Below are 21,416 nucleotides of genomic sequence, written 5' to 3' on the forward strand. Positions count from 1 at the left end.
CGGGAGGGTAGCCATGGGACTGGGGCGGACTGTATGCCATGAGGGGAGTTGTTGATGGACGTCTTTACACAATCGCTTCTCGCCGCAGCGGTGCTGATGCCAATGGTAGGGTCCGCTATCGCAGTGCTTGGTGCAAGGGTATCGAATCGTCGCCGTCGAATAGCGACGGAACTTGGTTGGATGTCAGCGCTGCTCGCCGTCGGTACCGCTGTGGCGGTAGCACTTCGTGGATCTTTTGGGATCGCTCTAGGTGGTGCCCATGGTCAGCCATTGCTCGGCCTTTGGGCAGACCCACTCACGGCAACGCTTCTGGTCCTCATCTGTGGGGTTGGTGCGGTGGTGCAAAGCTATGGCCTTCGGTACCTACAGGCCGACCCGAAGGCTGAGCGCTTCGTCGCTGCGGCGAACATGGTAGTGACCGCTATGGCGGTTGTGAGCACATCGATAACGCTCGCAGGCTTGGTCGCCGCTTGGGTGGTTGCAGGGATCGGCTTTGTAGCCGTGGTCGGGGCGCGACCGGATCTGCCGGGAGTGCGGACGTCTGCCCGACGTACCTTGGGAATGTTCGTCCTTGGCGACGCGGCCTTAGTGGGTGCCGCGGTCATTATCTGGTTACGAGCAGGGAACGTCGATGTGGTCTCCTCGTATGCGGTACGCCTGGCAGCTGGAGCCATCGGTGGATTTTCAGGCGCGGTGGCACTCCTTATCGTGGTGGCAGCACTTTCGCGTTCTGCTCAGGGGCCCTTTGGTCGTTGGCTACCGGGCACTGTGTCGGCGCCGACGCCAGCATCAGCCCTGCTCCATGCCGGGGTTGTCAACGGTGGTGGAATCCTGTTGATACGTCTCGGTGCACTAGCCGGTGACTCGATCTTCGCCATGGTAGTAGCGTTTACGGTCGCCGCAGGCACCGCAATCGTGGCGACGGCACTCATGACCCGCAAGCCAGACGTCAAGGGAGCTTTGGTGTTCTCGACGATGGGTCAGATGGGATTCATGATTGCCGAATGTGCAGTTGGAGCTTACCTGGCGGCGTTGGTCCATCTGGTTGGCCATGGCATGTACAAGGCGACGCTGTTCTTTGGCTCTGGCTCACAAGTCTCTCGCCTTGGCGAGGAGTCTATCGCACCGGCTCGTGCGGGCTCTACCCTTGTGCGGTTACTGGCGGCGGGGACGATGACAGTTGCAACGGTCGGTGTAATGACCACAATTCCCGGGGTTCTGGAACATCGCGGCGGTGCGGTATTGCTTGTCTTCACCGCTGCAACCGCTGCAGCAGCAGGCTGGGCATGGTGGGCGCCGCGTCCAGGCTCATTGGGTGTTACAGTCGCGTGGGTGGCCTCAATGCTTGCTGCTGGAGCACTTTATGGGCTGGTCTTGGGCGGTTTGGGTGACTGGATCGGTCCAGCACTCCCAATCACGGGTATCGGTACGCTCAGTCCCTGGTGGTTGTTGATTATGGGTGTGGGAGGACTTGCGATTGCGGGCCTTCTCCGGATCTCTAGCATCAGGCGGCGATTGGTGGCAAGCTTGATCGCAGCTGGTGCACCGCCGGCCATAACAAGCCCGCAAAGGAGCACTCACGGCTTTGTGGATCCCTGGGTGGGGTCGCGTGGAGATGCTGTTCAGACGACTGCCATATGGATGGAGGGTGTGGCGTGAGCGCAACTGATGAACTGCTCGCTGCTCGGACACGACTGCTCGTTCAAGTCGACGAGGCAGCCCGACTCATCGCCCCGTTGTGGCCGCTTTCAACCGTCATCGCAGTAAACCCACTGTGGGATCTCCGTCAAATGCCCTTTGCCGAAGCGGTTACCTACGCAAGCCGTGTGCTTGGCATCTGCGGATACCCGTCACGAACGCTGTTCGCCGAGGAGTATGCGAGCCAACGAATTACCAATGACGATCTGCGAGAAGCTCTTGGGGATTGCCCAGTTGCCCATGGTGGGAAAGGAATCGATGATGTTGTGGTCCTGACGGCTACGGAGCGCCATGATTTGGCTCATGGTACCGAATTCGCGGCGACTACGGATCGGGAGGTCGCCAAGTGGAGTGCTGCATTCCTTGCAGACATGGTACCTATCCATGCAGCCGGTGGGTTCTATGCCGCCTGGCGGGCGATCATACCCTCAGACCCGGCAATCCGCAGGATCTTGGGGAAATCCGGGAGGAGCCGCCTTGCCGAGCTCCCGATCCAGCCCGAGGATGCGATTCTGCTCGGCCTCGACCGGCTCGGCGTGCCCGAGGAGGATCGAATTGCAGAGCTCGCTCGCCAGCTGGCACGGATGCCTGGGTGGGCCGGGCACGCCAAGTGGCGCTCTAGGTGGGCTGCACCCTATCAGCCGGGTCCAGCTCTACATCTAGTTGACTACCTTGCGGTTCGTCTCAGCTATGAGGCCGCATTGTCGGTAGTGGCGACCGACGAAGAGGGAGCGATGGGTAGCTCAGCTTTCTACCAACACCACAGGGAGTTGGATGAGGCGCATCGAAGTTGTGAAGTTCGGCGACTTGAGCCGCCACGCGTGGACGTCGAGGCTATTCCATCCGATGTGCGCGAGGAGTTGTTTGCGTTGTCCGGTGCCGAGGCCGCGCAGGTCTGGCTCAGGGCCTACGAGGGCCACTATCGTGATCGACTGCTCGACTCTTTGAACACAGAGGTTGATGGGCTTTCAACTCAGGCGCCCTCTGCCCAAGCTGTCTTTTGTATTGATGTGCGCTCCGAGGGACTGCGCCGCCATCTCGAAGCTGTTGGTCCGTACGAGACGTTTGGGTTTGCCGGCTTCTTTGCACTGCCGATTCGCCATCAGCCCTGGGGAACGACCGAAGCGGTCGATCTTTGCCCAGTGCTGCTTCGACCCGGCTCGAAGACCATGGAGAAGCCGTATAGTGCCGACGTAACCGCGAGTCGTCACCTTCGTGGCCGCCAGGTAGAGGCTGGTGCTCGTATGATGTTCGATACCGCCAAGAAGGCGGCGGTGTCTCCGTTCATCCTCGCCGAAGCCACCGGTTTCCTGGCTGGTCCTATATCCGCCACCAAGACCTTCTTCCCGGGATCGTATGCGAAGTTGCGTAGTGCGCTGCGTGCATCGCTGGCTCCGTCAGTTGCCACGGTGATCGAAACCGACCCCACCGATGGTGGGATGAGCGACGAAGAGCAGGCGCTGTTTGCCGAGACGGCTTTGACCACGATGGGTCTCACGCGAGATTTTGCCTCGCTGGTTCTGCTTTGTGGGCATGGCAGTACTACGGAGAACAACCCGTATGCCTCTGCGCTCGACTGCGGAGCCTGCGGAGGCAATAGGGGTGGCGCGAGCGCTCGCGCTGCAGCCTGGATCTTGAACCGGATGAGAACTCGTGAATTGCTTGCTCAACGGGGGATCTCCATACCTGGGGAGACGGTCTTTGTCGCAGGCGAGCACGACACCGCGACCGATACGGTCGCCATCTACGACCTACATCTCGTTCCACGGTCTCATCGCGACGGTATCGCTGTCTTGGTCGCAGATCTCGAGCGCGCGGGCACGGCACTAGCAAAGGAGCGTGCTCGGCTCTTGCCAGGGGTGAAGAAGGGTCGCAATGCAGTGACCCAGGTGGCCGCGCGTTCCACAGATTGGGCCCAGGTACAACCTGAATGGGGGTTGGCCCGAAACGCCGCATTCATCGTTGCTCCGCGAAGCGTGACCGCCGGTGTCGATCTGGAGGGTCGCTGCTTCTTGCACTCCTATGATGCATCCGTGGACCCAGACGGCGTTGCCTTGGAGACGATCCTTACAGCGCCTATGGTCGTTGCCCATTGGATCAACGCGCAGTACTACTTCTCAACCGTTGATCCAGAGCTACTCTCTGCCGGAGACAAAACCGTCCACAACATCGTTGCCGGAGTAGGCGTGGTCGCCGGTGCCGGAGGCGACTTGAAGGTTGGCCTGCCCCTCCAATCGCTCTTCGAGAGTGGCCGGACTTATCATGAGCCACTTCGACTACTCACCGTTGTCCAGGCCCCACGAGTCCGCCTCGACGCGGTCATCAATCGCAACCCGGTTCTGCGCGAACTCTTCGACGGGCAGTGGGTGCATTTGGCTGCGCGTGACGACGAGCACGACACCTGGAAGATCCGTCGCAGTGACGGTAGTTGGGTCCAGTGGAGACCCGCTGCAACCTATACCGAGGAGGTAAGTACCCATGGATGAAAGCTGGGCATTGGCGCAGATGACAAGGATCGAGGTCGTGATTGCTGGAGAGGATGTTCCCCTTGTCACTGAGCTCTTGTCCGAGGTGGGTGCAACCGGATTCACCGTGGTGTCGAACGTCTCTGGCCTTGGCCATAGCGGGTATCACCAGGGACGTCTGCTCTTCAACGACCGAAATGCGCTTTCCCTAATTACCGTGGTGCTGCCCGCCGAGAGGGTGAGGCCATTACTCGACGGTCTTCGGTCACTGCTTGCACACCGCTCAGGAGTACTCCTGGTCTCCGATACCTGGGTAAGTCGCCCGGAATACTTCCAGTGATCGTTGCGACGGTCAATCATGTTGTGTCAGAAGTAACCAACAGGTTCCCCCAGGACACCTCCTCGTACAGGGGAGATATTGGGGTCCGAGGACCTCAGAGATCTGGACGCCTAGGTGGCGAGATTTTCAGAAACAAGGCTTGTCGACGCAAAGTGTTACTGAATTGAGAAGATGTATAGAAAATGTGGCAAAAACGCTGTTCAGCCGCCATCGCGTGTACTAATTCAGCCGCCATCGAAGGTCCACAAGCCATACAACTTAACTAAGATCCATGCCCACCTACGCCGGTAAATTGACGTTTCTGTGGTGAGGTACAGAGAGGGACCGGTGATGACGATGGTGCCACGTGGTTGAGCAGGATTGCGTTGATGGCCATGTTTGACTGGCCACTTGGACATCCTTTGCTATACCACCCTTGGATTTGCCCGCAGCCTGCACTTGTTCAATCTCGCGAGTATCTCTATGGTCGTCTCAGCGATAGCCCTCGTCAAGCGGTCGGGGGGCCGCCTGGTCAGTGACCTGGCGGCGAATGACTCGCAAAGAGGCCAGAAACGAGACCCGGTCCGGGTCGAGTTCGTGAACCTCCCCGCCCTTACAGACGTGGCTTCTGGCTCCGCTGTTTGGTTGAGGTTACCTGGCACCGCTCCCATCAAGCTACCGCGACCGACTGGTCTAGCACCGATGGATCGGTACTGGTAGATGAGTTTGCTAGCTTCGGCTTGCTAGTCTGAGTTATCTCAGACAGGGCCCGGTTCTGGGCGCTACTCAAGGCTTTGGCCTTGCGGCACTGCACCATATGGTGTGCCTCGCGTTGATCGGGTGACCAACGTTGGACAGACCGGAGATACGTGACTCGGATTGTAGTATCCGGTCTTATGGGTACGTATTCCCCGTATATCGCCTTCTGGAGGATATTAATTGCTCCTAGGGCGTCTCGATGACAAGTAAACCCACAAACTGGGTTCTTACATCGGTAGTGTCGACCTGACGATCGGTTGCGTGTTAAGCACGCGGGGCAAGTCTTGCTGGAACCGGATTCGTTCAGCAAGTCCAGCTCTAATCCAGTTTTGTCTTGGAGATAGCGTTCCTGGCGTCCTCTCGACCACTGTGACAGTTGTTGACGATCGCTGTCGTCCCATGCGCCGTTTGGCTTTGGCGTGCTTCTCTATACCTTGCACATCGCCAACCACTAATCTACCCGTCTTACGAGCCAGGACATGGTTGGACGCCTTGCGCTTTAACCCGTTGACCGCCACGTATCTCTGCCGACGCTTGCCTGAGATCGAGTCCTTAGGGAGATTGACGACCAGTCGACAGACGGCCCTGTCGATCTTGCGAATCTAGCCCCTCACCTAATGGAACTAAAGATAATGTGGGCAGCAGTTCAGTGACTCAGGAAGAAAACTAGCTCCTACCTGGTGCACCCCTTGGGGTTCCAATCCAGAACCTGCGGATTAAGAGTCCAAAGCCATGTCGGCGCTTGCGGCACGACTGTCTACTGAAGTGGTGATTTCTGCTATAACTTTGCCCAACAGATAGACAGACTGGAGCTGAGATCTAACGATCTTGCAGGCCAGCTGTCTACCCATTGGGCCGCATGGGTGGGTTAAGGTCTGTTGCCGATGACCAACGAGAGTGTTCCGCTATGAGATGCGCCTGAGACGACGGTGCTCTGGGGCACCTTCAGATTTGCTATCCCGGCGGGCATGGCGGTCATTGAGACACCACCCTCAGTGGCACAAAGAACGGCTATGGTCTCTCCCTTTGAATTGGCCAACTTGGAGAGGTTGCGAAAAGCGGTAGAGCCTGCGAGACGAGTCTGTACGTTAGCTGTAACTCCACCGGCCATCATGAGATCGGCGCGATAGGCAACGCATAGGCCATGGAGGTTTGCACCCACCGGGATGCTGCTGCTGACATGACCGGAGGTGGATGTCGTGGGAGATGTCGATTTACCATGTGAAGTCGAGGTTGCGCCTGTTGCCTTATTATGCGCTACGAGGTCGACCTTTGCCGCCACGGCCTTGGGCCCTACGCCGTTGGATTTCACGTGAGTAGCTGCGACAGTGCCGAAACTGCTAGACGCCAAGAGGGTGATGATGATGAGGCCTTTGCCAGATATGAAATTTATCAACATAGCTCTCCCCTCTCAACATGCGAGATGATCTGCCGCTGATGTTCTTCCCTGCACAGCCATTGGATGTAAGCGTGTGGAAGGCGAGAGTCGTTACACTGAGGGAAAAATTCCTTTACTCGCATGGACCTGAGAATCTTACTGGCAACTCAGGAGCTGAGTAGACTGGAGGAGATGCAAACAAAAGATAGGTGGCTCCTACGAGCTAGTGCAACATGGAGTATCTACGTATGGTCCGTGCTGATCAAGAACATGATGAAAGATCGCGACCACTCGATGCGGTTTCGTCTTGTTCATATCGGTCTCGGAGTGATCTCGACAAGCTTTGCCGCCCTCACCTGGAAGATCGCGTCTCATAAGGAGCTACCCACGACCTAGCTCAGCACTACGGTGCTCAACTTCTTCCCTCAGGATTGTTCATCACAGATTGCAATGATCTGTGCGTGGCAAAGATTACCCAGTGCCGCTACGTTGATGTTCAACAGGTGAGATGGGGTGCCAGCGCTTAGCCAAATGCGATCAAACCGAAGAAGAGTACGGTCGATGATAGTGCGAACTTCTGGATCAACCGCCAGCGGAGATATTCCACCTGGCTCCAGAGAGAGCCTCTCGCGCAGATAGTCGGGCCCGACCGAGTGCAACTTGAGGCCTATGCTATCGCCAACCAGGCGCTTATTGACCCGATTTACACCCGAGGCTACGACTATTAGTGGTCCTGCATTGGTATCGAATACTATGCTCTTGGCGATTTGGGCAACTTCACAGCCCACCGCCTTCGCTGCATCGGCAGCCGTGTGGGCGCCCTGCTCGAACTGTTGGATAGTCTCGTCAATCCCGCTGGCATGCAGCTTCTGCCTAACTTTTTGGAGTGGGTCGCGATCCTCAGCCACGATCTGCTTTCATTTGTCGGTGGGGACAGGTGCTGGCACCGAGAATGTATCTGCTCCTAAGTTGCCGATGAGCAGTACGTCAACACGTTCACCGGGTCCAATACGCGCCCCATCCGGGGAGAGGATGAGCCCGTTAGCTCGTGCTAGACCTGTAAGCATATGGGAGCCCTGCTGGTTCTGAGGAGTTGCGGTAAGGCCCCCGTTCCGATCACTTCCTATGGTCGCTCTGAGAAGGTGCAGCTTTCCATCCGGCTCATGATGGATCGCAGCCGTCGATATCGCGGAAAGGGTTGGTCGAAAGAGCTGACTTGCCCCTTGCATGCGGAGTATAGATGGCCGTACGAAAAGCTCAAAACTGACTAGCGCTGAGACCGGATTTCCGGGAAGTCCGAACACTGGAATGTCGCTTATGGCGCCAAAAGCGAAGGGTTTCGCAGGCTTGATGGCGACCTGGAACCAGGTGATTTGGTTGTCCGATAGTTCATTGAGGACCGCCTTGGTGTAGTCGAAATCACCGACGCTTACGCCACCAGAGGTGATGAGTGCATCACAAGTTGCGACTGCATGTTTAAAGGCTCTTCGAATCTCATCTGGATCGTCGCCGACATTGCCAAGGTCGACTGCGGTCGCTCCAAGGGCGGTTACCGAGTCGAGTAAGGCCGGACGATTGGAGTCGTGGATTTTGCCAGGGGCAAGAATCGCGGAATCCGAGAGTTCATCTCCCGTAGAGATGATTCCGATTTTCGGCCTTCGAAAGGTGGTGACCTTTTTCACACCCAGGGATGCAAGGACTCCTCTAACCGCCGGCGTGATTTGGACTCCGGTTTCAAAGACATGTTGGCCCGTCTCCATGTCACTGCCACGACGTCGAATGTTGTCGCCGATCTGGGGAAGCTTAAGGATTCTAACGTAGTCACCTTCTGTGCTTGTGTCCTCGACCATCACCACCGCGTCGGCACTAGGAGGTATGGGTGCCCCGGTCATGATGCGAATCGCCTCTTCGCTGCCGATGCTAAGTTGCGAAGAGTCGACGCCCGCAGGTATTGTTGCCGTGACTCGAAGCAATGGCTTTAGATCTGATTGCCACCCACTCGTGTTGACAGCGAAGCCATCAACGGCGGTATTGTCGAATGGAGGAACCGGAGTTTGGACTACTGTCGATCCCGCCAGGTAGAGCCCTGCTGCCTCGGCCAGCGGGGTCTGTACCTCTGGTAGCCGTGGAATGTTGGCCAGCGTATGGTCTATCACCTCTTGTAGTGGTCTCATGATTCCTGGAACTCTCTTGCCATGATGGCTCGGAGCTCCGCAGCGAAGGCGGGTCCAATATCCTCGCGCATCAGGGCCATCTCTACCACGGCTCTAAGGTACTCAAGCTTGTCTCCTATGTCGTAACGACCTCTTTGAAAGACGACCCCCAGAACTGGTTGTGTGCGGCTGAGTTCAGCGATCGCATCGGTCAGTTGAAATTCACCATTCTTTCCGGAGGGTGTGTTTTCGATCGCAGTGAAAATCTCCGGCGTGAATAGGTAGCGACCGGTAATCGCAAGTGTGGAAGGCGCTTCGCTTGGTTCCGGTTTTTCCACCACCGACGCCACGTGCAACGTTCCGTCCGCAGCGGTCTTGACCTCTGCACATCCGTATAGTCGGATCTGCTCGCGCGGTACCTCCATTAGTGAAAGAACGCTAAATCCTGTCCTGTGGTGGAGTTTTAGCATCTCCTGGAGGAGATCGGAGTCCTCTGTCATGATGTCATCGGCCAGCATGGTCACAAATGGCTCCGTACCCACATGAGCCTTGGCTGCCAAAACAGCGTGACCGAGTCCTAATGGGCGTCCTTGCCGAATGTAATGGATGTTGCCGAGCGTTGAGATGGCGCGAACGAGTTCGAGTTCGTTTTGGCGACCTGACTCCACCAGGAGCTGCTCAAGTTCAAAGGATTGGTCGAAATGATCCTCGATCGATCGCTTGCCACGCCCAGTTACCACAAGAATATTGGTGAGACTGTTGCGAATGGCCTCTTCAATCACGTACTGGATCGCTGGTTTGTCGACTACTGGTAACATCTCCTTGGGCTGCGCTTTGGTGGCCGGCAGGAAACGTGTCCCAAGGCCGGCAGCTGGGATCACCACCTTCGTCACTTTCGACATGCATCACTCCTTGGTATGTGTACTCATTCTATCGTGTGGAATGGCCGGGGCTATGTGGCGGTTACAATGCAGTTAGCAGTCTAGCAATCCGAGTGCTAGCAATTCGAGTCCTATGTGGAGGAACGATGCCGACGTATGAGTATGTCTGCAAGCAGTGTGAGCAGCACCTTGAAGCTGTGCAGTCATTTTACGATGATCCGTTGACCGTCTGCGAGAAGTGCGGGGGAGAGCTTCGCAAGGTCTTTGGCAATATCGGGATAGTTTTCAAGGGATCTGGGTTTTACAAGACCGATTCTCGTGGGAGTTCATCGGCAGTTACTCCGCCATCGAGTGGTGGGTCGACGACTACTGAAGCTTCGACCGCTAAACCAGAGACAAGCGGCACCAAGAGCGATACTGCCTCATCTGTTTCAGACACTTCCACCTCCAAATCTTCATCTAGCGCTAGCAAAGGCTCTGATTCAGCCGCTTAGAGGCCTCTGGCTCTGTGGTTGGGTTGCTCCACTGGCTTCGCTAGTCCTCCCAACCCCGTGAAGGGCGATGTTTGGGGCCTGCGCGGGGTGCAGGTGGTTAAGATTTCCCACTGTTGCTCGGCAGGATGATGGTTCTTGTGGCGTCGCGTACTGGGTCGAAGGCTTGGTGATGGTAGCTGCTATTCAAGAGGAGAGTGACGAGTTCACTCGCATCGTTGGGTAGTCGTGAAATCGTTGTAAAACTAGAGCCGATTGCTTCGGCGACATGGGCGTCAGATGCGGCGACTACCGGAAGCTCGAAAGACCGAGCGAGAACCTCTGCTTGTCGATCAATTTGAGCAGATTTTGAGTTACCAACCTCGATGATGTCGACGAGATTACGTTGACACAAGTTAGCCAATCTTTCGATCCCGATTGCATGACGAGATGTATCGGTTGGATGAGGAACATAGACCAATCCGTGTTGGTCACGGATTCGTTTGCACGTCTCTGCTAGACCAAGGAGGCGGGGGATGGACTCCGTTAGGTACAGGCCGATGACCTCACCTTGACCGGTGTTTATCTCTTCACCTTGGATGACCGGGAGCGAAAACTGCTCCCTCAGAATGCCTGCCGCATAGAGGTCATGGTGATCGGTTATGGCGATGAGGTCAAGTCCGATTGCGCACTCGGCGAACTCCAGGAGGGGAGTCTTTGCATCTCCCGACCGATAGGTGTGCGTATGAAGATCGATCCTGATGACAGTCACCCAACCCGTCGTGTGCACACTTGGCGGCTACAGATTCGATCGTGCATAAGATCTCCGAAAGTCTAGCATTCGAGTGTACGTCAGTTGATCTTGAGTGACACCAACTCGGTGCTTGTTGATCGTGGCTAGGTAAGCTGGAGACTGTAGGTATCCCTGCATCGACCTTGTCCCGGGCAACGTTCGTGCAGCTTGCCGGTAATCTGCCTGAAAACGGGAAGAGGATGCAGCCTCTCAGTGGTTGTAACGGTCAGTGATCCTAGCGAAAGGGAGTTGGTGTGCTGGAGGAGGACGATTCGTTGGCTCGCATGATGATTGAGGTGGCAGCTCCACGTTCGATTGTCGAGATCTCCAAAAGAGTTGAGTTCGAGCTTCTGAATTTCCTCACGACCGAACAAACCCGTTGGAGCCTTGTCGATTCTGACTTCGCAGTTCCACTTGAGGCCCTGCGACGCTTTGTGATCTCCGGCGGAAAGCGCTTGAGACCAGCTTTTTGCTACTGGACTGCCGTCGGTATGGGAGCTGATGCTGATGACCCTGGCTTGATGAAGACGTTGATGGGACTCGAGCTGCTCCATACATTCGCGCTGATTCACGATGACTTGATGGACAGATCTGACATGCGTCGGGGGGAGCCGTCTGTGCATACCGCATTTGCATCACAGCATCGTCAGGAGGCGTTACGAGGCTCGTCGATCCAGTACGGGGACTCGATGGCGATACTCGTTGGGGACCTTGCCTTTGCATACGCAGATCAAATGCTTTTAGATGCTAATCGACGCGCGAGACAGCTGTATGCGGAGTTGAAACTAGAGGTAAATCTGGGTCAGTCGCTCGATGTATCTGGCAGCTTTGCCTCGAGTACGACGTTGGCAAAGGCCGAGCGCATCGCGCTCTACAAATCTGGTAAGTATACAGTAGAGCGACCGATGCATATCGGCGCAGCGCTCGCAGGCCAGTATTTTGCAGCATCCGAGGCTATTACCCATTTCGCCGTCCCGCTTGGTATGGCATTCCAGCTCAGGGATGATGTTCTTGGAGTATTTGGCCAGACTGAACGCACCAAGAAGCCGGTTGGCGATGACCTTAGGGAAGGGAAGCAGACGTTGCTGATTGGGTTGGCATGTCAGATGTGCTCAGCCAACGAACTCGAACTGTTTGAAGGGCTATTCGGCCGCGATGATCTATCGGCCAGCGAGGTGGCAGCCTTGCAAGAGATGATAGCGAGTACTGGCGCGCTGAAGGCGATGGAGGACAGAATCGATCAGCTGTTCTTGCGGTCGATGCAGGCGCTTGACGAACTTTCTTTCACCCAGGAGGCGCGAGTTGCCTTAGGAGAGATGGCAGGATTTGTGGTCGATAGGCTGAATTGATGCCACCTTCGGTCGTGGTAGTGGGCGCTGGCTTTGCTGGAATGACTTCAGCTGTTGAGCTCGCTCGCCAGGGCGTCCGTGTGACGGTGGTGGATAGGCTCTCCTACCCAGGAGGGCGCTCCGGTCGTTATGACAGAGACGGTTTCATGATGGATACTGGGCCAACCGTATTTACGATGCCAGAGCTGTTTCGTGACATCTTTCGTAGGGCAGGAGTCGACCCAGATGATTACGTCGCCTTTAGGCGACTTGAACCAGGCTATCGAGCCGTGTTCGCCGATGCTCATGCTATTGACGGTCGTGGTCGGCTGTCCACCTTCTCTAATCCTGACCAGATGTATGCCGAGATCGAGACCCATGTCTCGCGGAGCGAAGCCGAGGGCTATCTGCGGTTCCGCCGTTACCTCGAAGAGTTGTTCGCTGTCGAATTTCCATCGTTTATTGATGCACAACTCAATAGTGTGGCTGCACTGTTGCGCGACCCAGGCTCCCTGATACGACTGGCGCGTCTGCGCGGGTTCCAACGCCTTCCTAGTGTCGTCGAGCACTACTTTAGTGATGAACGCCTCCAGCGGCTTTTTAGTTTTCAGGCGTTGTACGCTGGACTTTCTCCGCTTAAAGCCCTAGGGATTTTTGCGATCATCAGCTATATGGATGTCGTGTTAGGAGTGGTTCAGCCGGTGGGAGGCATGCGAGCCGCAGTCGATGCGCTCGAGCGGCTGGCTCTAGATCTCGGAGTCGATTTTCGCTACGAACATGAGGTGGAGGCGTTCGTGTTGCACGAGCGGCAGGTCACTGGCGTCATCACCAACAAAGGGTCGTTGGCATGTGATGCCGTCATCACCTCGACCGACCCCGGACAACTTTCACGCATGCTCGGCAGACCATTCCGGCGCCGAGGCGGGCTGCGCTGGCAGATGTCGCCATCGTGTTTTCTTTCACTACGTGGGATTCGTGGAGAACTGCCGAATACCCTTGGTCATCACAACATCTTCTTTGCCTCCGAGTGGTCTGAGGCGTTTGATGACCTGGTTGGCCACGGCCGTGTGATGGCCGATCCCTCGACTCTGATCAGCGTACCAACGCGATCAGATCCTGAGCTAGCTCCTCAGGGTGCGCACATCGTCTATGCACTTGAACCCACTCCGAGCTTGGAGGGGAGGTTCGATTGGGAACGATTGTCAGATGGCTTTGTCAGCCGATTCGATCGACGATTGGAGCGTTCCGGGATCGCTAGAGATTTCGAGACTGTCGTTCGTTATGATCTTGATCCGCGTGACTGGGCTCGAATGGGAATGGACGCAGGCACCCCCTTTTCGGTTGCGCATACATTTTTTCAAAGCGGCCCGTTTCGGCCATCTATGGTAGATCCAACGATTCATAATTTGGTTCGTACTGGGTCTGGGACTACTCCAGGTGTTGGCCTTCCGTTGGTGATGGTCTCCGGTAGGTTGTCGGCCGGACTCGCCAAGGATCTTCTTAGATGACAACAGAAAAACTCTCTAAAGAGGTGGTAGCGCCTGCACGAGCGCTCAACCAACGCCATGGCAAAACCTATTACCTAGCGTCACTGCTGCTCTCAGGCGACGTGCGTCCCTACGTCTTTGCGCTCTACGGTTTCTGTCGCTATGTCGACGATATCGTCGATGTTGAGAATGATGATCCAGCACTACGTCTTCGTAAGGTCGATGGCTTCCGTGAGCGCTTCTTGACGGAGGTGTGCCGTGGTAGCTCTGAAGATCCCATTCTGGCGGCCACTATTGCGACGATCGAGCATTTTGGTATGTCAATCGAGTACTTCGAGCGTTTTCTTACCTCGATGCGTCAGGATTTTCTCGTCAGTCGCTACCCGTGTCTTGCGGACCTACTCGCCTACATGGACGGTTCGGCCGCAGTGATTGGCGAGATGATGCTCCCTATTCTTAGGGCTGATGATCCAGGTGCGCGCGCACCGGCGCGAGCGCTCGGCAACGCCTTCCAGATGACTAATTTCCTGCGCGATATTGGGGAAGATCTCAATCGTGGTCGCATCTACATCCCTGAGGAGGACATCGAGCGCTTTGGCGCCTGGGACTCTTTTGGCTCTCGCAGGGTTACGGATGAGTTTCGCGAGCTGATGGCCTTCGAAATTGCGAGAACTCGGGGTTGGTATTCAGACTCATTTGCAGGTGATGATTACCTGCAAGGGAGGGCACTTCGGTGTATTCGAGCTGCTCGCAACCTATATGCAGCGATACTAGATGAGATTGAGCGAGTTAATTATGACGTGTTTACCGCTCGGGCTGTGGTAAGTCGAACCAAGCGTGTGAAGCTCCTGATACGAGCTGGTTTTCGTCCCTAGTTGACGGGTAAGGGCGCTTGTCGACTCGACTTAACCCCTGTGTTTGGACGGGGTAGGAGCTCATTGGTTAGCAACTTGTTGGAGGGAGAGGTGTGGTGTCCCAAAGTTCTCTCTGCGACCACATGGGCTGACAGAGGATGCTCAACCAAATATTGCGAGGAGAAGGTCGGTCTACTAAAGAACCCAGGTATTTTAGGACCAGGATCGTGGATTTCTAACCTCTTGGAAGGAGCTGGAGCGCTCCTGTAGATTGAACCTGCGTAAAGCAGGAGTCGAGGTTGCTAGCAAACTCGATTTTACTACGGTTCACAGAGACGATTACGAATCGAATGAGGTTGAGCCGGTAGATTCGGGTGGGTCATGACAACTGCGACGGTGCCTGCCAAGGGGATTCAACCCGCCAAGTCTGTCCAACCGCAGCGCTCACAGCGACTGCCAAGACTGAACTCACTGAGATTATTCGCAGCGATTGGTGTGGTGCTTTGCCATGTTGGCTATTTCTTCACCAGCGTTCGCGTGTTGCGCAAGGCTGAAGTCTATGGCTATGGCGGTGTCGAGTTCTTCTTTCTCCTCTCTGGCTTTGTCTTGACCTGGGCGTGGGCGAACCGACGCCCACAGGTACGCAGTTTTTGGTGGCGCAGAGTTGCCAAGCTTTACCCAATCACACTTGCGTTGATGGTATTTGCCTACCTGGCGCTTCCTCAGTATGAACGTATTCCTGGAGTCAAGGGCAAGGTGCTAGAACTCACCCTCCTTCAGGCGTGGTGGCCAAGCCAACGAATCTACTTTGGCGGTAATGGAGTAAGTTGGTCGCTGTCGTGCGAGATCTTCTTCTACCTCGTCTTCCCATTTGTGTTAGCAGGAGTGAAGCGACTGCGGACCACCGGATTTTGGACCTTGGGTGCTGTTACGTTATTGCTCCTCGTTATGGCTCCGCTCATCGCAAACTTAACTGGCGTATCTGAGCCGGTTCGCTATTGGTTATTCTTTGTCTTTCCTCCCTACCAGTTTGGATTCTTCCTGCTTGGTATGTTGATGGCTCGAGCGGTTGCAGGCGGCCTACGATTCCCTAAACCCACGCTTGTCTTCGCTGCTGCACTTGTCTGGCTTGGAGCGCTAGTAGCGGTGGGTGCTTTCTACTCGCTCTATCACAACAATGGACTACCACGACCGTTGGTGCTTTTGGTGGCGTTGCCGGCCTTCGTGGCCATGCTGGTTTCTGCTGCTTCTAAGGATCTTCGCCATGATGAATCGATACTGACAAGTCGCAAACTCACCTATCTTGGTGTGATCTCTTTCGAGCTCTACTTGGTCCATAAGCCATTGTTTTTGTTGGTGCAACCGTTAGGAGTCTGGAATAATAGCGGCGGCCTTGAGGGAGTTCTCGTCTTTGCGGGCTACCTTGGCATTGCGATCGTCGTCGCTATCGCCCTGCATCATCTGTTTCAGGCGCCCATCGAGCGTGTCTTGACCCGTTCTCCCGATCCTCTACGATGGTCACGGCGCTGCGGGAGTTGGTTGAAATCAGCCATGACCAGTGGGGTGGAGATTGTTGCATACAAGCTCAAGGGAAGAAAAGGTGAGATCAAGCGCGGATCGGTCAGCAGTCGCAAGCTCCGGGATTGATGGCGCTTCTTTGGACCAGCGCGGATAGCGTGAGATTCATATGAGTTTTTGGATCTACAATAAGACACAATAGCTAGCCAATCATGGAAACGTCTCTTACTCCCTGGGATGGTGCACTGGTGGCGCTTGCGACTCGACACGGCAAAGAGCGGGAGATAGCTCCTCCCCTTTTTGGTGTCGGTCTAGTCACCCGTGTCGTTGCGCTCGATACTGACCGCTTTGGTACTTTCGCAGGCGAAGTTCCTCGGCAGGGATCTGCCCGAGATACTGTGCTCGCCAAGGCTCGTGCCGGCCTAATCGCTGCTGGATTGCCGCGGGGAGTTGCATCAGAGGGGACACTCGGACCGTACCCAGATCTGCCTGTGTTGACCTACGATCATGAGCTCATCGGGTTTGTCGATGTCGAGTTAGGGCTGGTGGTTGTAGAGGAGGCGATGAGCTTCGAGACAGTGGTGGCCTCGACTCGAGCTCGAGTTGGTGACGATCTGACTAGATTCTTGCAACGTGTAGATTTCCCCGCCCAAGGCCTAATCGTGAGACGAGGCGATGGAGATCTAGGCGATCTCGTCAAGGGTATCGTTACCCTCGAGCAGTTGAAAGATGCTCTCTTTAGGATATCCGGGATCTCCACCGATGGAGAGGTAGTCATCGAGACCGATCAGCGTGCCCATCTATGCCCTACACGAAGAACGGTGATTCGTGAGGCCGCAGATCGGCTCGCCCAACGATTAGCGTGTCGCTGTCCAAGCTGCTCGTGTCCGGGTTTTGGCCTGCTGGAGCATGAATCTGGATTGCCTTGCCGAGCCTGTGGTGCAGAGACCAGCCTGGATCGAGCGATTGTCGAGGGCTGTTCCCGATGTGGGGAGCGGATACGGACGCCGATCGCCTCACTGGCGGATCCGACGCAGTGCGCCTTCTGCAATCCATAAGAGTGATGTTGGATCTCTGCGGAGTTGTGAAGAAGATGGCATAGAGACTTTGCAGCGACTTAGTTTCACAGTGAAGCGCACCACTACGCCCAAAGCTGCGTACGCCGCTTTGGAAGCCCCTCCTTAAGGGCGGGGAGGATGCCACCTCGGAGGAGTAGGCAAGGTCCTCCGAACGATGGATAATGGCAGACAAAGAGCTGGACTGAACATCCAGCACGCGAAGGACCTTGCATCTCTTTCACATCGACGCCGACATTGTGCGCCGATCGTATTGCGCCGAGAGTGCTTTGTGCTTAGAGCGTGCGCACTGACCTCGATAGACTCGACCGGTACATAAACGGTATGAACCCAGCTCCAATCAGGATGTGCATTATTATGAGGCCAATCATGGCAGTGGTGGACGTTGTGGCTGTCAGCGGAAGGGCAAGCGATGCCACCACCACTCCAACGGCGACCACCGTCCAAAGGATGGTCGCACGAGGTAGCCTTCGCTCCGCGATGGAGAGCAGCGCCCATCCAAGAAGTGAAACTGCTAGGCTCACGCCGATGATTTGGGCGAGCCCCAAAGTGGTTGCGGCTCCAGTTCCAAATCGAATTCCAAGATGGATCCCGAGTACGTGAACCTCTACAACCCACGCGACAACTGCGGCCACAACCGCATTATGAACGGCAAAGATCCTCATCTTTACGGGACTGCTTAACTGCTCGTGATTCGCCACTATCGTCATTTATTTCCCCTCCTTCGGGTTTATGCCATGCCCACTGCATTGCTGTTGATTAACCTATTGAGAAGAGATCTCATCGGTCATGACCCACAGGGAGCGATCCTTCTACCTCCATCTGGGCTCCCCGCTACTCCTCTCGGAGTAGAAGAGGGAGCACCTTCAGCAGCATGAGCTGTCTGAATTGGCGCCCTAGGCTGGATGGTTAATGAATGTTTTGTTGAAACTCCGACAGTCGCGATTCTGGTCGGTCCCAATTGGCACCGGGATAGTCGCAATCCTTGCAGTTGTCGGCGCCTGGGTCGAGGCCCATCCTCAGAACCATTACTCAGGGCTCCATCTCATCTCCCAGCCTCCGCTTATCGCGTTCATGATTCCGTTAGCAGCAGCGATAGCCCTTCTCTTTGTCCGTAAGCACCCAGTGGCGGTGTTTCTCTTCACCGTCATTGCTGCGATCGCATGGTCGGCTCTTGGTCAGTTGAACGGGGCGACACTTGTTCCAATACTTGTGGCAGGCTTCTGGATGGCCCAGGAGGATAGCTGGCGGAAGACGGCTCTAGTTGGACTGGCCGCCACCATCGTGCTCTGGTTCGCAAATGGCGCATTTGGGCCATTTGGGTTCATTGGCGGTCCTGGCCTCACCATGTGGCCGGAGATGATCGCAGCCCTCGCCCTTGGCGGAGTCGCCTCGGCTCGACGCCTTTGGCGGGAGGAGGCGCAAGCGCGCCAACGTGACGTTGAACGAGCTCGCGAGGAAGAGATCCATCTGATTATCAACCAAGAGCGGATGCGAATCGCTCGAGAACTACATGACGTCGTAGCCCACACGATGGCCATGATTAACATCCAAGCCAGCGCTGCTCAGCTACTTATCGACACTGATCCCAGTCGCGCCTCGACAGCTATCGTTGAGATTCGTTCGGCTAGTAAATCAGGGCTTAAGGAGTTGAGGTCAATCCTGGCGATTATGCGACCGCCGGAACGGGACGAGGCTCACGGCGAAGTTGTCCCAGATTTGCCTGCGATTCAAAGGCTCATAGCTGACTGGAGTCAAGCTGGCGTGTCTACCACACTTGTCATTAGTGGTGAACCTGGCGAGCTTCCCACCGAGGTTGTACTGGCGAGCTTCCGCATTATCCAGGAGGCTCTCACCAATGTGGCACGACATGCGAAGAACCCGACTACTCAGGTAACGCTTGCGTACACCCCGACTTCGTTGACGATCGAGGTGACAAACACTACCAGTAGCCCAGTCTCTGACTTTCAAGAAGGAGCAGGGTCGGGTCTGATCGGCATGCAAGAACGAGTGCGATCACTCTCAGGTTCCTTCACCGCTGGCCCTCTCGGTGATGACGGCTTTCAAATACGAGTGGTCCTACAACTCAAAGAAGGAGCGAGCCTGGAGGACATGACAGCCTCTGGGCTCAGCAACACATCACAATCTGGTGTCAACCACTCTGATGGTCGCTGATGATCCGTCTAATGCTCGTCGACGACCAGGCGCTGATTCGGGTTGGGTTGAGAGTGCTACTAGAGTCAGCTGACGATATTGAGGTGGTTGCCGAGGCGGCTGATGGCAAAGCCGCGATGGAGCTGTTGCACGTACAACCCGTTGACGTCGTCTTGATGGATATTCGAATGCCTATCCTGGATGGACTGGCAGCGACCAAGATTATCGCGGCCGATCCCGATCTCACTGAGACGCGCATCATCATGCTCACCACCTTCGCAGAGGACGAGTACATACTTGAGGCCATTAGGAATGGCGCTAGTGGCTTTCTCGTCAAAGAAAGTGAACCGTCCGAACTGGTTAATGCGGTACGAGTTGTCTATCGAGGTGAAGCACTGCTATCTCCGAGTGTAACTAGATCACTAATCGCCAACATTGCGAGGAGGAGTACCCCGGTACCGACGAACCAATCTGCGCTCGATATCTTGAGCGATCGAGAGCGAGAGGTGCTCGTACTCGTTGGATCTGGTCTCAGCAACACTGCGATTGCCGAGAAGATCTACCTCAGCCCATTGACGGTTAAGACCCATGTCAGCCACATCATGTCGAAGCTTGAGGTGCGCGATCGTGCTCAACTTGTGGTTATCGCCTATGAGACTGGCCTGATCCGTCCCTCTCTGTCATGACGAAGGCACAACAAAGCCTCAGACAACCCTTCGTTCACCGGGGAGGAGTCGGTCCGATTGGAGCTGATCTAGTCGCCGTGGACTCAGCCTTGGCTGACCGACTACGACTTTATCGAACTCGGATTCCAGTTCTGGACGACCTCGAGCTGCATCATGGGTCTGAGTCGAGCTGGTATCACTGGGGCAAGCATACCGTAGGGCTCTTCGTTATAGAGATGGTGGAGGGCATGGCAACGTTTTAGGTACTCAAGATAGCGCACTTTGGGTATCGCGCCGAGGCGTTGGTGAATGTAGAAGTCATGCACGAAGCTATAGGCGGCACCGTACAGCGTGATGCCGATAGCGATCGGTAGCAGGATCGGATGATGTGAGGTAGCTTGCCAAAAGAGGATGATGGTGGGTAAGGCAAACCCGATGGGGAACAGGTCGTTGGCTTCAAACCGAGTCTCTCGAGGAAGGTGATGCGAGGCGTGGAGAACCCAGCCTACGCCGTGCATGATCGCCCGGTGAGCAAGATACGCTACTGGTTCCATGACGATAAAGGTGGCGATGATAATCGCGACAAAGGTCATTCAGCTCTCCTTGTGTCTCTCTCATTCTAACCCTGGAGTCGGGTTAATTATTCTCGGGTGTTATGGATGAGTTGGTTGTTGAGATGCCAATTACTGCAATCCTAGGTGCGGACGCGGCCGTGAATTCAGGCTTTGTGCCTGCTTAGCCTGCGCTGTCCTTGCTGACGGAGTGGCTCTTGGGTGCCAGGCGAAGCCACAACGTGATCGTGAGAAGCGTGAGTGCAAACCCATAGGCGAAGTCTTCGATCGGAATCGAGAAAGGGAATCGAATCTTGGAGAACTGGTGAGGATTGTAGATGACGATGGGGCTCGACAGCTTGGTGAGCCAGCCATCCACAGGAATTTGGAAGAGTGCCACGATGATCCAGGTAATCCAGAAGTTGAGAGTTCTAATCGCACCCGACCTGGTGATCAAGAGGTCGATGATAACGGTGACGATGACTGCCGCTAGCGCCTCTGCTGTATAGATGCCCATCAGCCTCTCCGTTGCTTTAGCCGCGCGACGATCTGCTGGCGGTGGCGAACTGTTTCAAAGGTCAATAGGGCACAGATGGGTATCACGATAAAGAACGCAACCTCTTCGATGGGCAGAACACCGGCTAGCCTGATTCCGGTGGTAAATTGGCTCGCGTAGGTCCATAGCCGTTGGTGGATTGAGAACGCGTCAAAGAGCGAGAAGGTGATTGCGACGATTGCTATTGTCGGCGCGAGTCTTCGAGGCTGACGCCAAACCCGTGCACCAAGCAACTCAAGTGGGAGGGTGACCATGAGGCAGAGGGCCATCAATATAAGGTACTGGAGATGAGCCATCGCTCTGATAGCCTA

General features: G+C 55.7%; 22 protein-coding genes and 1 pseudogene. 12 read left to right on the forward strand and 11 right to left on the reverse strand.

Going from position 1 to position 21,416, the window contains the following annotated elements:
• The first annotated feature begins 54 nt into the window (after positions 1-54).
• The 3 genes from FEAC_RS02520 to FEAC_RS02530 are packed head-to-tail and all read left to right on the forward strand — an operon-like array spanning position 55 to position 4,503.
• Positions 55-1,659 carry a proton-conducting transporter transmembrane domain-containing protein gene (locus tag FEAC_RS02520; RefSeq protein ID WP_052565321.1) on the forward strand — a complete coding sequence of 535 codons (1,605 nt, stop codon included), beginning with the start codon at positions 55-57 and terminating at the stop codon, positions 1,657-1,659.
• Positions 1,656-4,184, forward strand: coding sequence for a DUF2309 domain-containing protein (locus FEAC_RS02525; RefSeq protein WP_052565323.1), 2,529 nt, complete (start codon positions 1,656-1,658; stop codon positions 4,182-4,184). The genes FEAC_RS02520 and FEAC_RS02525 overlap by 4 nt, the downstream gene beginning before the upstream one ends.
• On the forward strand, positions 4,177-4,503 hold the full coding sequence (locus FEAC_RS02530) for a P-II family nitrogen regulator (protein ID WP_035389527.1): 327 nt from the start codon (positions 4,177-4,179) through the stop codon (positions 4,501-4,503). Before FEAC_RS02525 ends, FEAC_RS02530 begins: the two co-directional genes overlap by 8 nt.
• A 649-nt stretch (positions 4,504-5,152) precedes the next feature.
• Here FEAC_RS02530 and FEAC_RS16265 read toward each other — a convergent pair.
• Positions 5,153-5,617 carry a zinc ribbon domain-containing protein gene (locus tag FEAC_RS16265; protein ID WP_081901095.1) on the reverse strand — a complete coding sequence of 155 codons (465 nt, stop codon included), beginning with the start codon at positions 5,615-5,617 and terminating at the stop codon, positions 5,153-5,155.
• 492 nt (positions 5,618-6,109) lie between these two features.
• Complete coding sequence (locus FEAC_RS02540) at positions 6,110-6,640, reverse strand: hypothetical protein (RefSeq protein ID WP_035389523.1); 531 nt, start codon at positions 6,638-6,640, stop codon at positions 6,110-6,112.
• A 171-nt stretch (positions 6,641-6,811) separates the two neighbouring features.
• Between FEAC_RS02540 and FEAC_RS15050 the strand changes: the two genes are divergently transcribed.
• Positions 6,812-7,015, forward strand: a complete 204-nt coding sequence (locus FEAC_RS15050) for a hypothetical protein (protein ID WP_152623036.1) — start codon at positions 6,812-6,814, stop codon at positions 7,013-7,015.
• A 29-nt stretch (positions 7,016-7,044) separates the two neighbouring features.
• On the opposite strand, the gene FEAC_RS02545 is transcribed toward FEAC_RS15050, so the two are convergent.
• The 3 genes from FEAC_RS02545 to galU are packed head-to-tail and all read right to left on the reverse strand — an operon-like array spanning position 7,045 to position 9,674.
• Positions 7,045-7,527, reverse strand: a complete 483-nt coding sequence (locus tag FEAC_RS02545) for a YbaK/EbsC family protein (protein WP_052565326.1) — start codon at positions 7,525-7,527, stop codon at positions 7,045-7,047.
• A 9-nt stretch (positions 7,528-7,536) separates the two neighbouring features.
• Positions 7,537-8,793, reverse strand: a complete 1,257-nt coding sequence (locus FEAC_RS02550) for a molybdopterin molybdotransferase MoeA (protein WP_052565328.1) — start codon at positions 8,791-8,793, stop codon at positions 7,537-7,539.
• Positions 8,790-9,674 carry a UTP--glucose-1-phosphate uridylyltransferase GalU gene (galU, locus tag FEAC_RS02555; protein ID WP_035389521.1) on the reverse strand — a complete coding sequence of 295 codons (885 nt, stop codon included), beginning with the start codon at positions 9,672-9,674 and terminating at the stop codon, positions 8,790-8,792. Before galU ends, FEAC_RS02550 begins: the two co-directional genes overlap by 4 nt.
• A 125-nt stretch (positions 9,675-9,799) precedes the next feature.
• Here galU and FEAC_RS15875 point away from each other — a divergent pair.
• Positions 9,800-9,940, forward strand: a pseudogene (locus FEAC_RS15875) (FmdB family zinc ribbon protein); the annotation flags it as partial.
• 14 nt (positions 9,941-9,954) lie between these two features.
• Here the strand turns inward: FEAC_RS15875 and FEAC_RS15880 are convergent.
• Both FEAC_RS15880 and FEAC_RS02560 read right to left on the reverse strand, forming a co-directional pair.
• The gene (locus FEAC_RS15880) at positions 9,955-10,092 is read right to left on the reverse strand and encodes a hypothetical protein (protein WP_236684591.1); all 138 of its coding nucleotides are present in this window, start codon (positions 10,090-10,092) and stop codon (positions 9,955-9,957) included.
• 152 nt (positions 10,093-10,244) lie between these two features.
• A complete protein-coding gene (locus FEAC_RS02560; protein ID WP_081901093.1) occupies positions 10,245-10,913 on the reverse strand; it encodes a PHP domain-containing protein in 669 nt (222 codons plus the stop codon).
• Positions 10,914-11,170: 257 nt separating this feature from the next.
• Between FEAC_RS02560 and FEAC_RS02565 the strand changes: the two genes are divergently transcribed.
• The 5 genes from FEAC_RS02565 to FEAC_RS02585 all read left to right on the forward strand — a co-directional run bounded on the left by FEAC_RS02565 (position 11,171) and on the right by FEAC_RS02585 (position 17,161).
• On the forward strand, positions 11,171-12,265 hold the full coding sequence (locus FEAC_RS02565) for a polyprenyl synthetase family protein (protein ID WP_052565331.1): 1,095 nt from the start codon (positions 11,171-11,173) through the stop codon (positions 12,263-12,265).
• On the forward strand, positions 12,265-13,752 hold the full coding sequence (locus FEAC_RS02570; protein WP_035389517.1) for a phytoene desaturase family protein: 1,488 nt from the start codon (positions 12,265-12,267) through the stop codon (positions 13,750-13,752). The genes FEAC_RS02565 and FEAC_RS02570 overlap by 1 nt, the downstream gene beginning before the upstream one ends.
• Positions 13,749-14,606, forward strand: a complete 858-nt coding sequence (locus tag FEAC_RS02575) for a phytoene/squalene synthase family protein (RefSeq protein ID WP_052565333.1) — start codon at positions 13,749-13,751, stop codon at positions 14,604-14,606. Before FEAC_RS02570 ends, FEAC_RS02575 begins: the two co-directional genes overlap by 4 nt.
• Before the next feature lie 360 nt (positions 14,607-14,966).
• Positions 14,967-16,232, forward strand: coding sequence for an acyltransferase family protein (locus FEAC_RS02580; RefSeq protein ID WP_035389515.1), 1,266 nt, complete (start codon positions 14,967-14,969; stop codon positions 16,230-16,232).
• A gap of 83 nt (positions 16,233-16,315) precedes the next feature.
• The gene (locus FEAC_RS02585; protein ID WP_035389512.1) at positions 16,316-17,161 is read left to right on the forward strand and encodes a DUF6671 family protein; all 846 of its coding nucleotides are present in this window, start codon (positions 16,316-16,318) and stop codon (positions 17,159-17,161) included.
• A 293-nt stretch (positions 17,162-17,454) separates the two neighbouring features.
• On the opposite strand, the gene FEAC_RS02590 is transcribed toward FEAC_RS02585, so the two are convergent.
• Complete coding sequence (locus tag FEAC_RS02590; protein WP_052565334.1) at positions 17,455-17,889, reverse strand: DUF6069 family protein; 435 nt, start codon at positions 17,887-17,889, stop codon at positions 17,455-17,457.
• Positions 17,890-18,091: 202 nt separating this feature from the next.
• Between FEAC_RS02590 and FEAC_RS02595 the strand changes: the two genes are divergently transcribed.
• Together FEAC_RS02595 and FEAC_RS02600 are read left to right on the forward strand one after the other, a co-directional pair.
• Positions 18,092-19,354 carry a sensor histidine kinase gene (locus FEAC_RS02595; protein ID WP_052565336.1) on the forward strand — a complete coding sequence of 421 codons (1,263 nt, stop codon included), beginning with the start codon at positions 18,092-18,094 and terminating at the stop codon, positions 19,352-19,354.
• Positions 19,354-20,019, forward strand: a complete 666-nt coding sequence (locus FEAC_RS02600; protein ID WP_035389510.1) for a response regulator — start codon at positions 19,354-19,356, stop codon at positions 20,017-20,019. Before FEAC_RS02595 ends, FEAC_RS02600 begins: the two co-directional genes overlap by 1 nt.
• A 101-nt stretch (positions 20,020-20,120) precedes the next feature.
• On the opposite strand, the gene FEAC_RS02605 is transcribed toward FEAC_RS02600, so the two are convergent.
• The 3 genes from FEAC_RS02605 to FEAC_RS02615 all read right to left on the reverse strand — a co-directional run bounded on the left by FEAC_RS02605 (position 20,121) and on the right by FEAC_RS02615 (position 21,401).
• Complete coding sequence (locus FEAC_RS02605) at positions 20,121-20,591, reverse strand: sterol desaturase family protein (RefSeq protein ID WP_052565337.1); 471 nt, start codon at positions 20,589-20,591, stop codon at positions 20,121-20,123.
• A gap of 142 nt (positions 20,592-20,733) precedes the next feature.
• Entirely contained in the window at positions 20,734-21,066 is a 333-nt protein-coding gene (locus FEAC_RS02610; RefSeq protein ID WP_152623037.1) for a lycopene cyclase domain-containing protein, read from the reverse strand.
• Positions 21,066-21,401, reverse strand: a complete 336-nt coding sequence (locus FEAC_RS02615; RefSeq protein WP_035389508.1) for a lycopene cyclase domain-containing protein — start codon at positions 21,399-21,401, stop codon at positions 21,066-21,068. Before FEAC_RS02615 ends, FEAC_RS02610 begins: the two co-directional genes overlap by 1 nt.
• Positions 21,402-21,416 lie beyond the last annotated feature (15 nt).

This window comes from Ferrimicrobium acidiphilum DSM 19497 (assembly GCF_000949255.1).
Taxonomy (GTDB): Bacteria; Actinomycetota; Acidimicrobiia; order Acidimicrobiales; family Acidimicrobiaceae; genus Ferrimicrobium; species Ferrimicrobium acidiphilum.

What these genes read in the sequence shown, in the direction of transcription:
- FEAC_RS15050 (WP_152623036.1), top strand. Translation starts at nt 6,812, where the DNA reads ATGCAAACAAAAGATAGGTGGCTCCTACGAGCTAGTGCAACATGGAGT.
- FEAC_RS02595 (WP_052565336.1), top strand. Translation starts at nt 18,092, where the DNA reads ATGAATGTTTTGTTGAAACTCCGACAGTCGCGATTCTGGTCGGTCCCA.
- FEAC_RS02520 (WP_052565321.1), top strand. Translation starts at nt 55, where the DNA reads ATGGACGTCTTTACACAATCGCTTCTCGCCGCAGCGGTGCTGATGCCA.
- FEAC_RS02590 (WP_052565334.1), bottom strand. Translation starts at nt 17,889, where the DNA reads ATGACGATAGTGGCGAATCACGAGCAGTTAAGCAGTCCCGTAAAGATG.
- FEAC_RS02530 (WP_035389527.1), top strand. Translation starts at nt 4,177, where the DNA reads ATGGATGAAAGCTGGGCATTGGCGCAGATGACAAGGATCGAGGTCGTG.
- FEAC_RS02615 (WP_035389508.1), bottom strand. Translation starts at nt 21,401, where the DNA reads ATGGCTCATCTCCAGTACCTTATATTGATGGCCCTCTGCCTCATGGTC.
- galU (WP_035389521.1), bottom strand. Translation starts at nt 9,674, where the DNA reads ATGTCGAAAGTGACGAAGGTGGTGATCCCAGCTGCCGGCCTTGGGACA.
- FEAC_RS02575 (WP_052565333.1), top strand. Translation starts at nt 13,749, where the DNA reads ATGACAACAGAAAAACTCTCTAAAGAGGTGGTAGCGCCTGCACGAGCG.
- FEAC_RS02605 (WP_052565337.1), bottom strand. Translation starts at nt 20,591, where the DNA reads ATGACCTTTGTCGCGATTATCATCGCCACCTTTATCGTCATGGAACCA.
- FEAC_RS02540 (WP_035389523.1), bottom strand. Translation starts at nt 6,640, where the DNA reads ATGTTGATAAATTTCATATCTGGCAAAGGCCTCATCATCATCACCCTC.
- FEAC_RS02570 (WP_035389517.1), top strand. Translation starts at nt 12,265, where the DNA reads ATGCCACCTTCGGTCGTGGTAGTGGGCGCTGGCTTTGCTGGAATGACT.
- FEAC_RS02600 (WP_035389510.1), top strand. Translation starts at nt 19,354, where the DNA reads ATGATCCGTCTAATGCTCGTCGACGACCAGGCGCTGATTCGGGTTGGG.
- FEAC_RS02585 (WP_035389512.1), top strand. Translation starts at nt 16,316, where the DNA reads ATGGAAACGTCTCTTACTCCCTGGGATGGTGCACTGGTGGCGCTTGCG.
- FEAC_RS02580 (WP_035389515.1), top strand. Translation starts at nt 14,967, where the DNA reads ATGACAACTGCGACGGTGCCTGCCAAGGGGATTCAACCCGCCAAGTCT.
- FEAC_RS02550 (WP_052565328.1), bottom strand. Translation starts at nt 8,793, where the DNA reads ATGAGACCACTACAAGAGGTGATAGACCATACGCTGGCCAACATTCCA.
- FEAC_RS02610 (WP_152623037.1), bottom strand. Translation starts at nt 21,066, where the DNA reads ATGGGCATCTATACAGCAGAGGCGCTAGCGGCAGTCATCGTCACCGTT.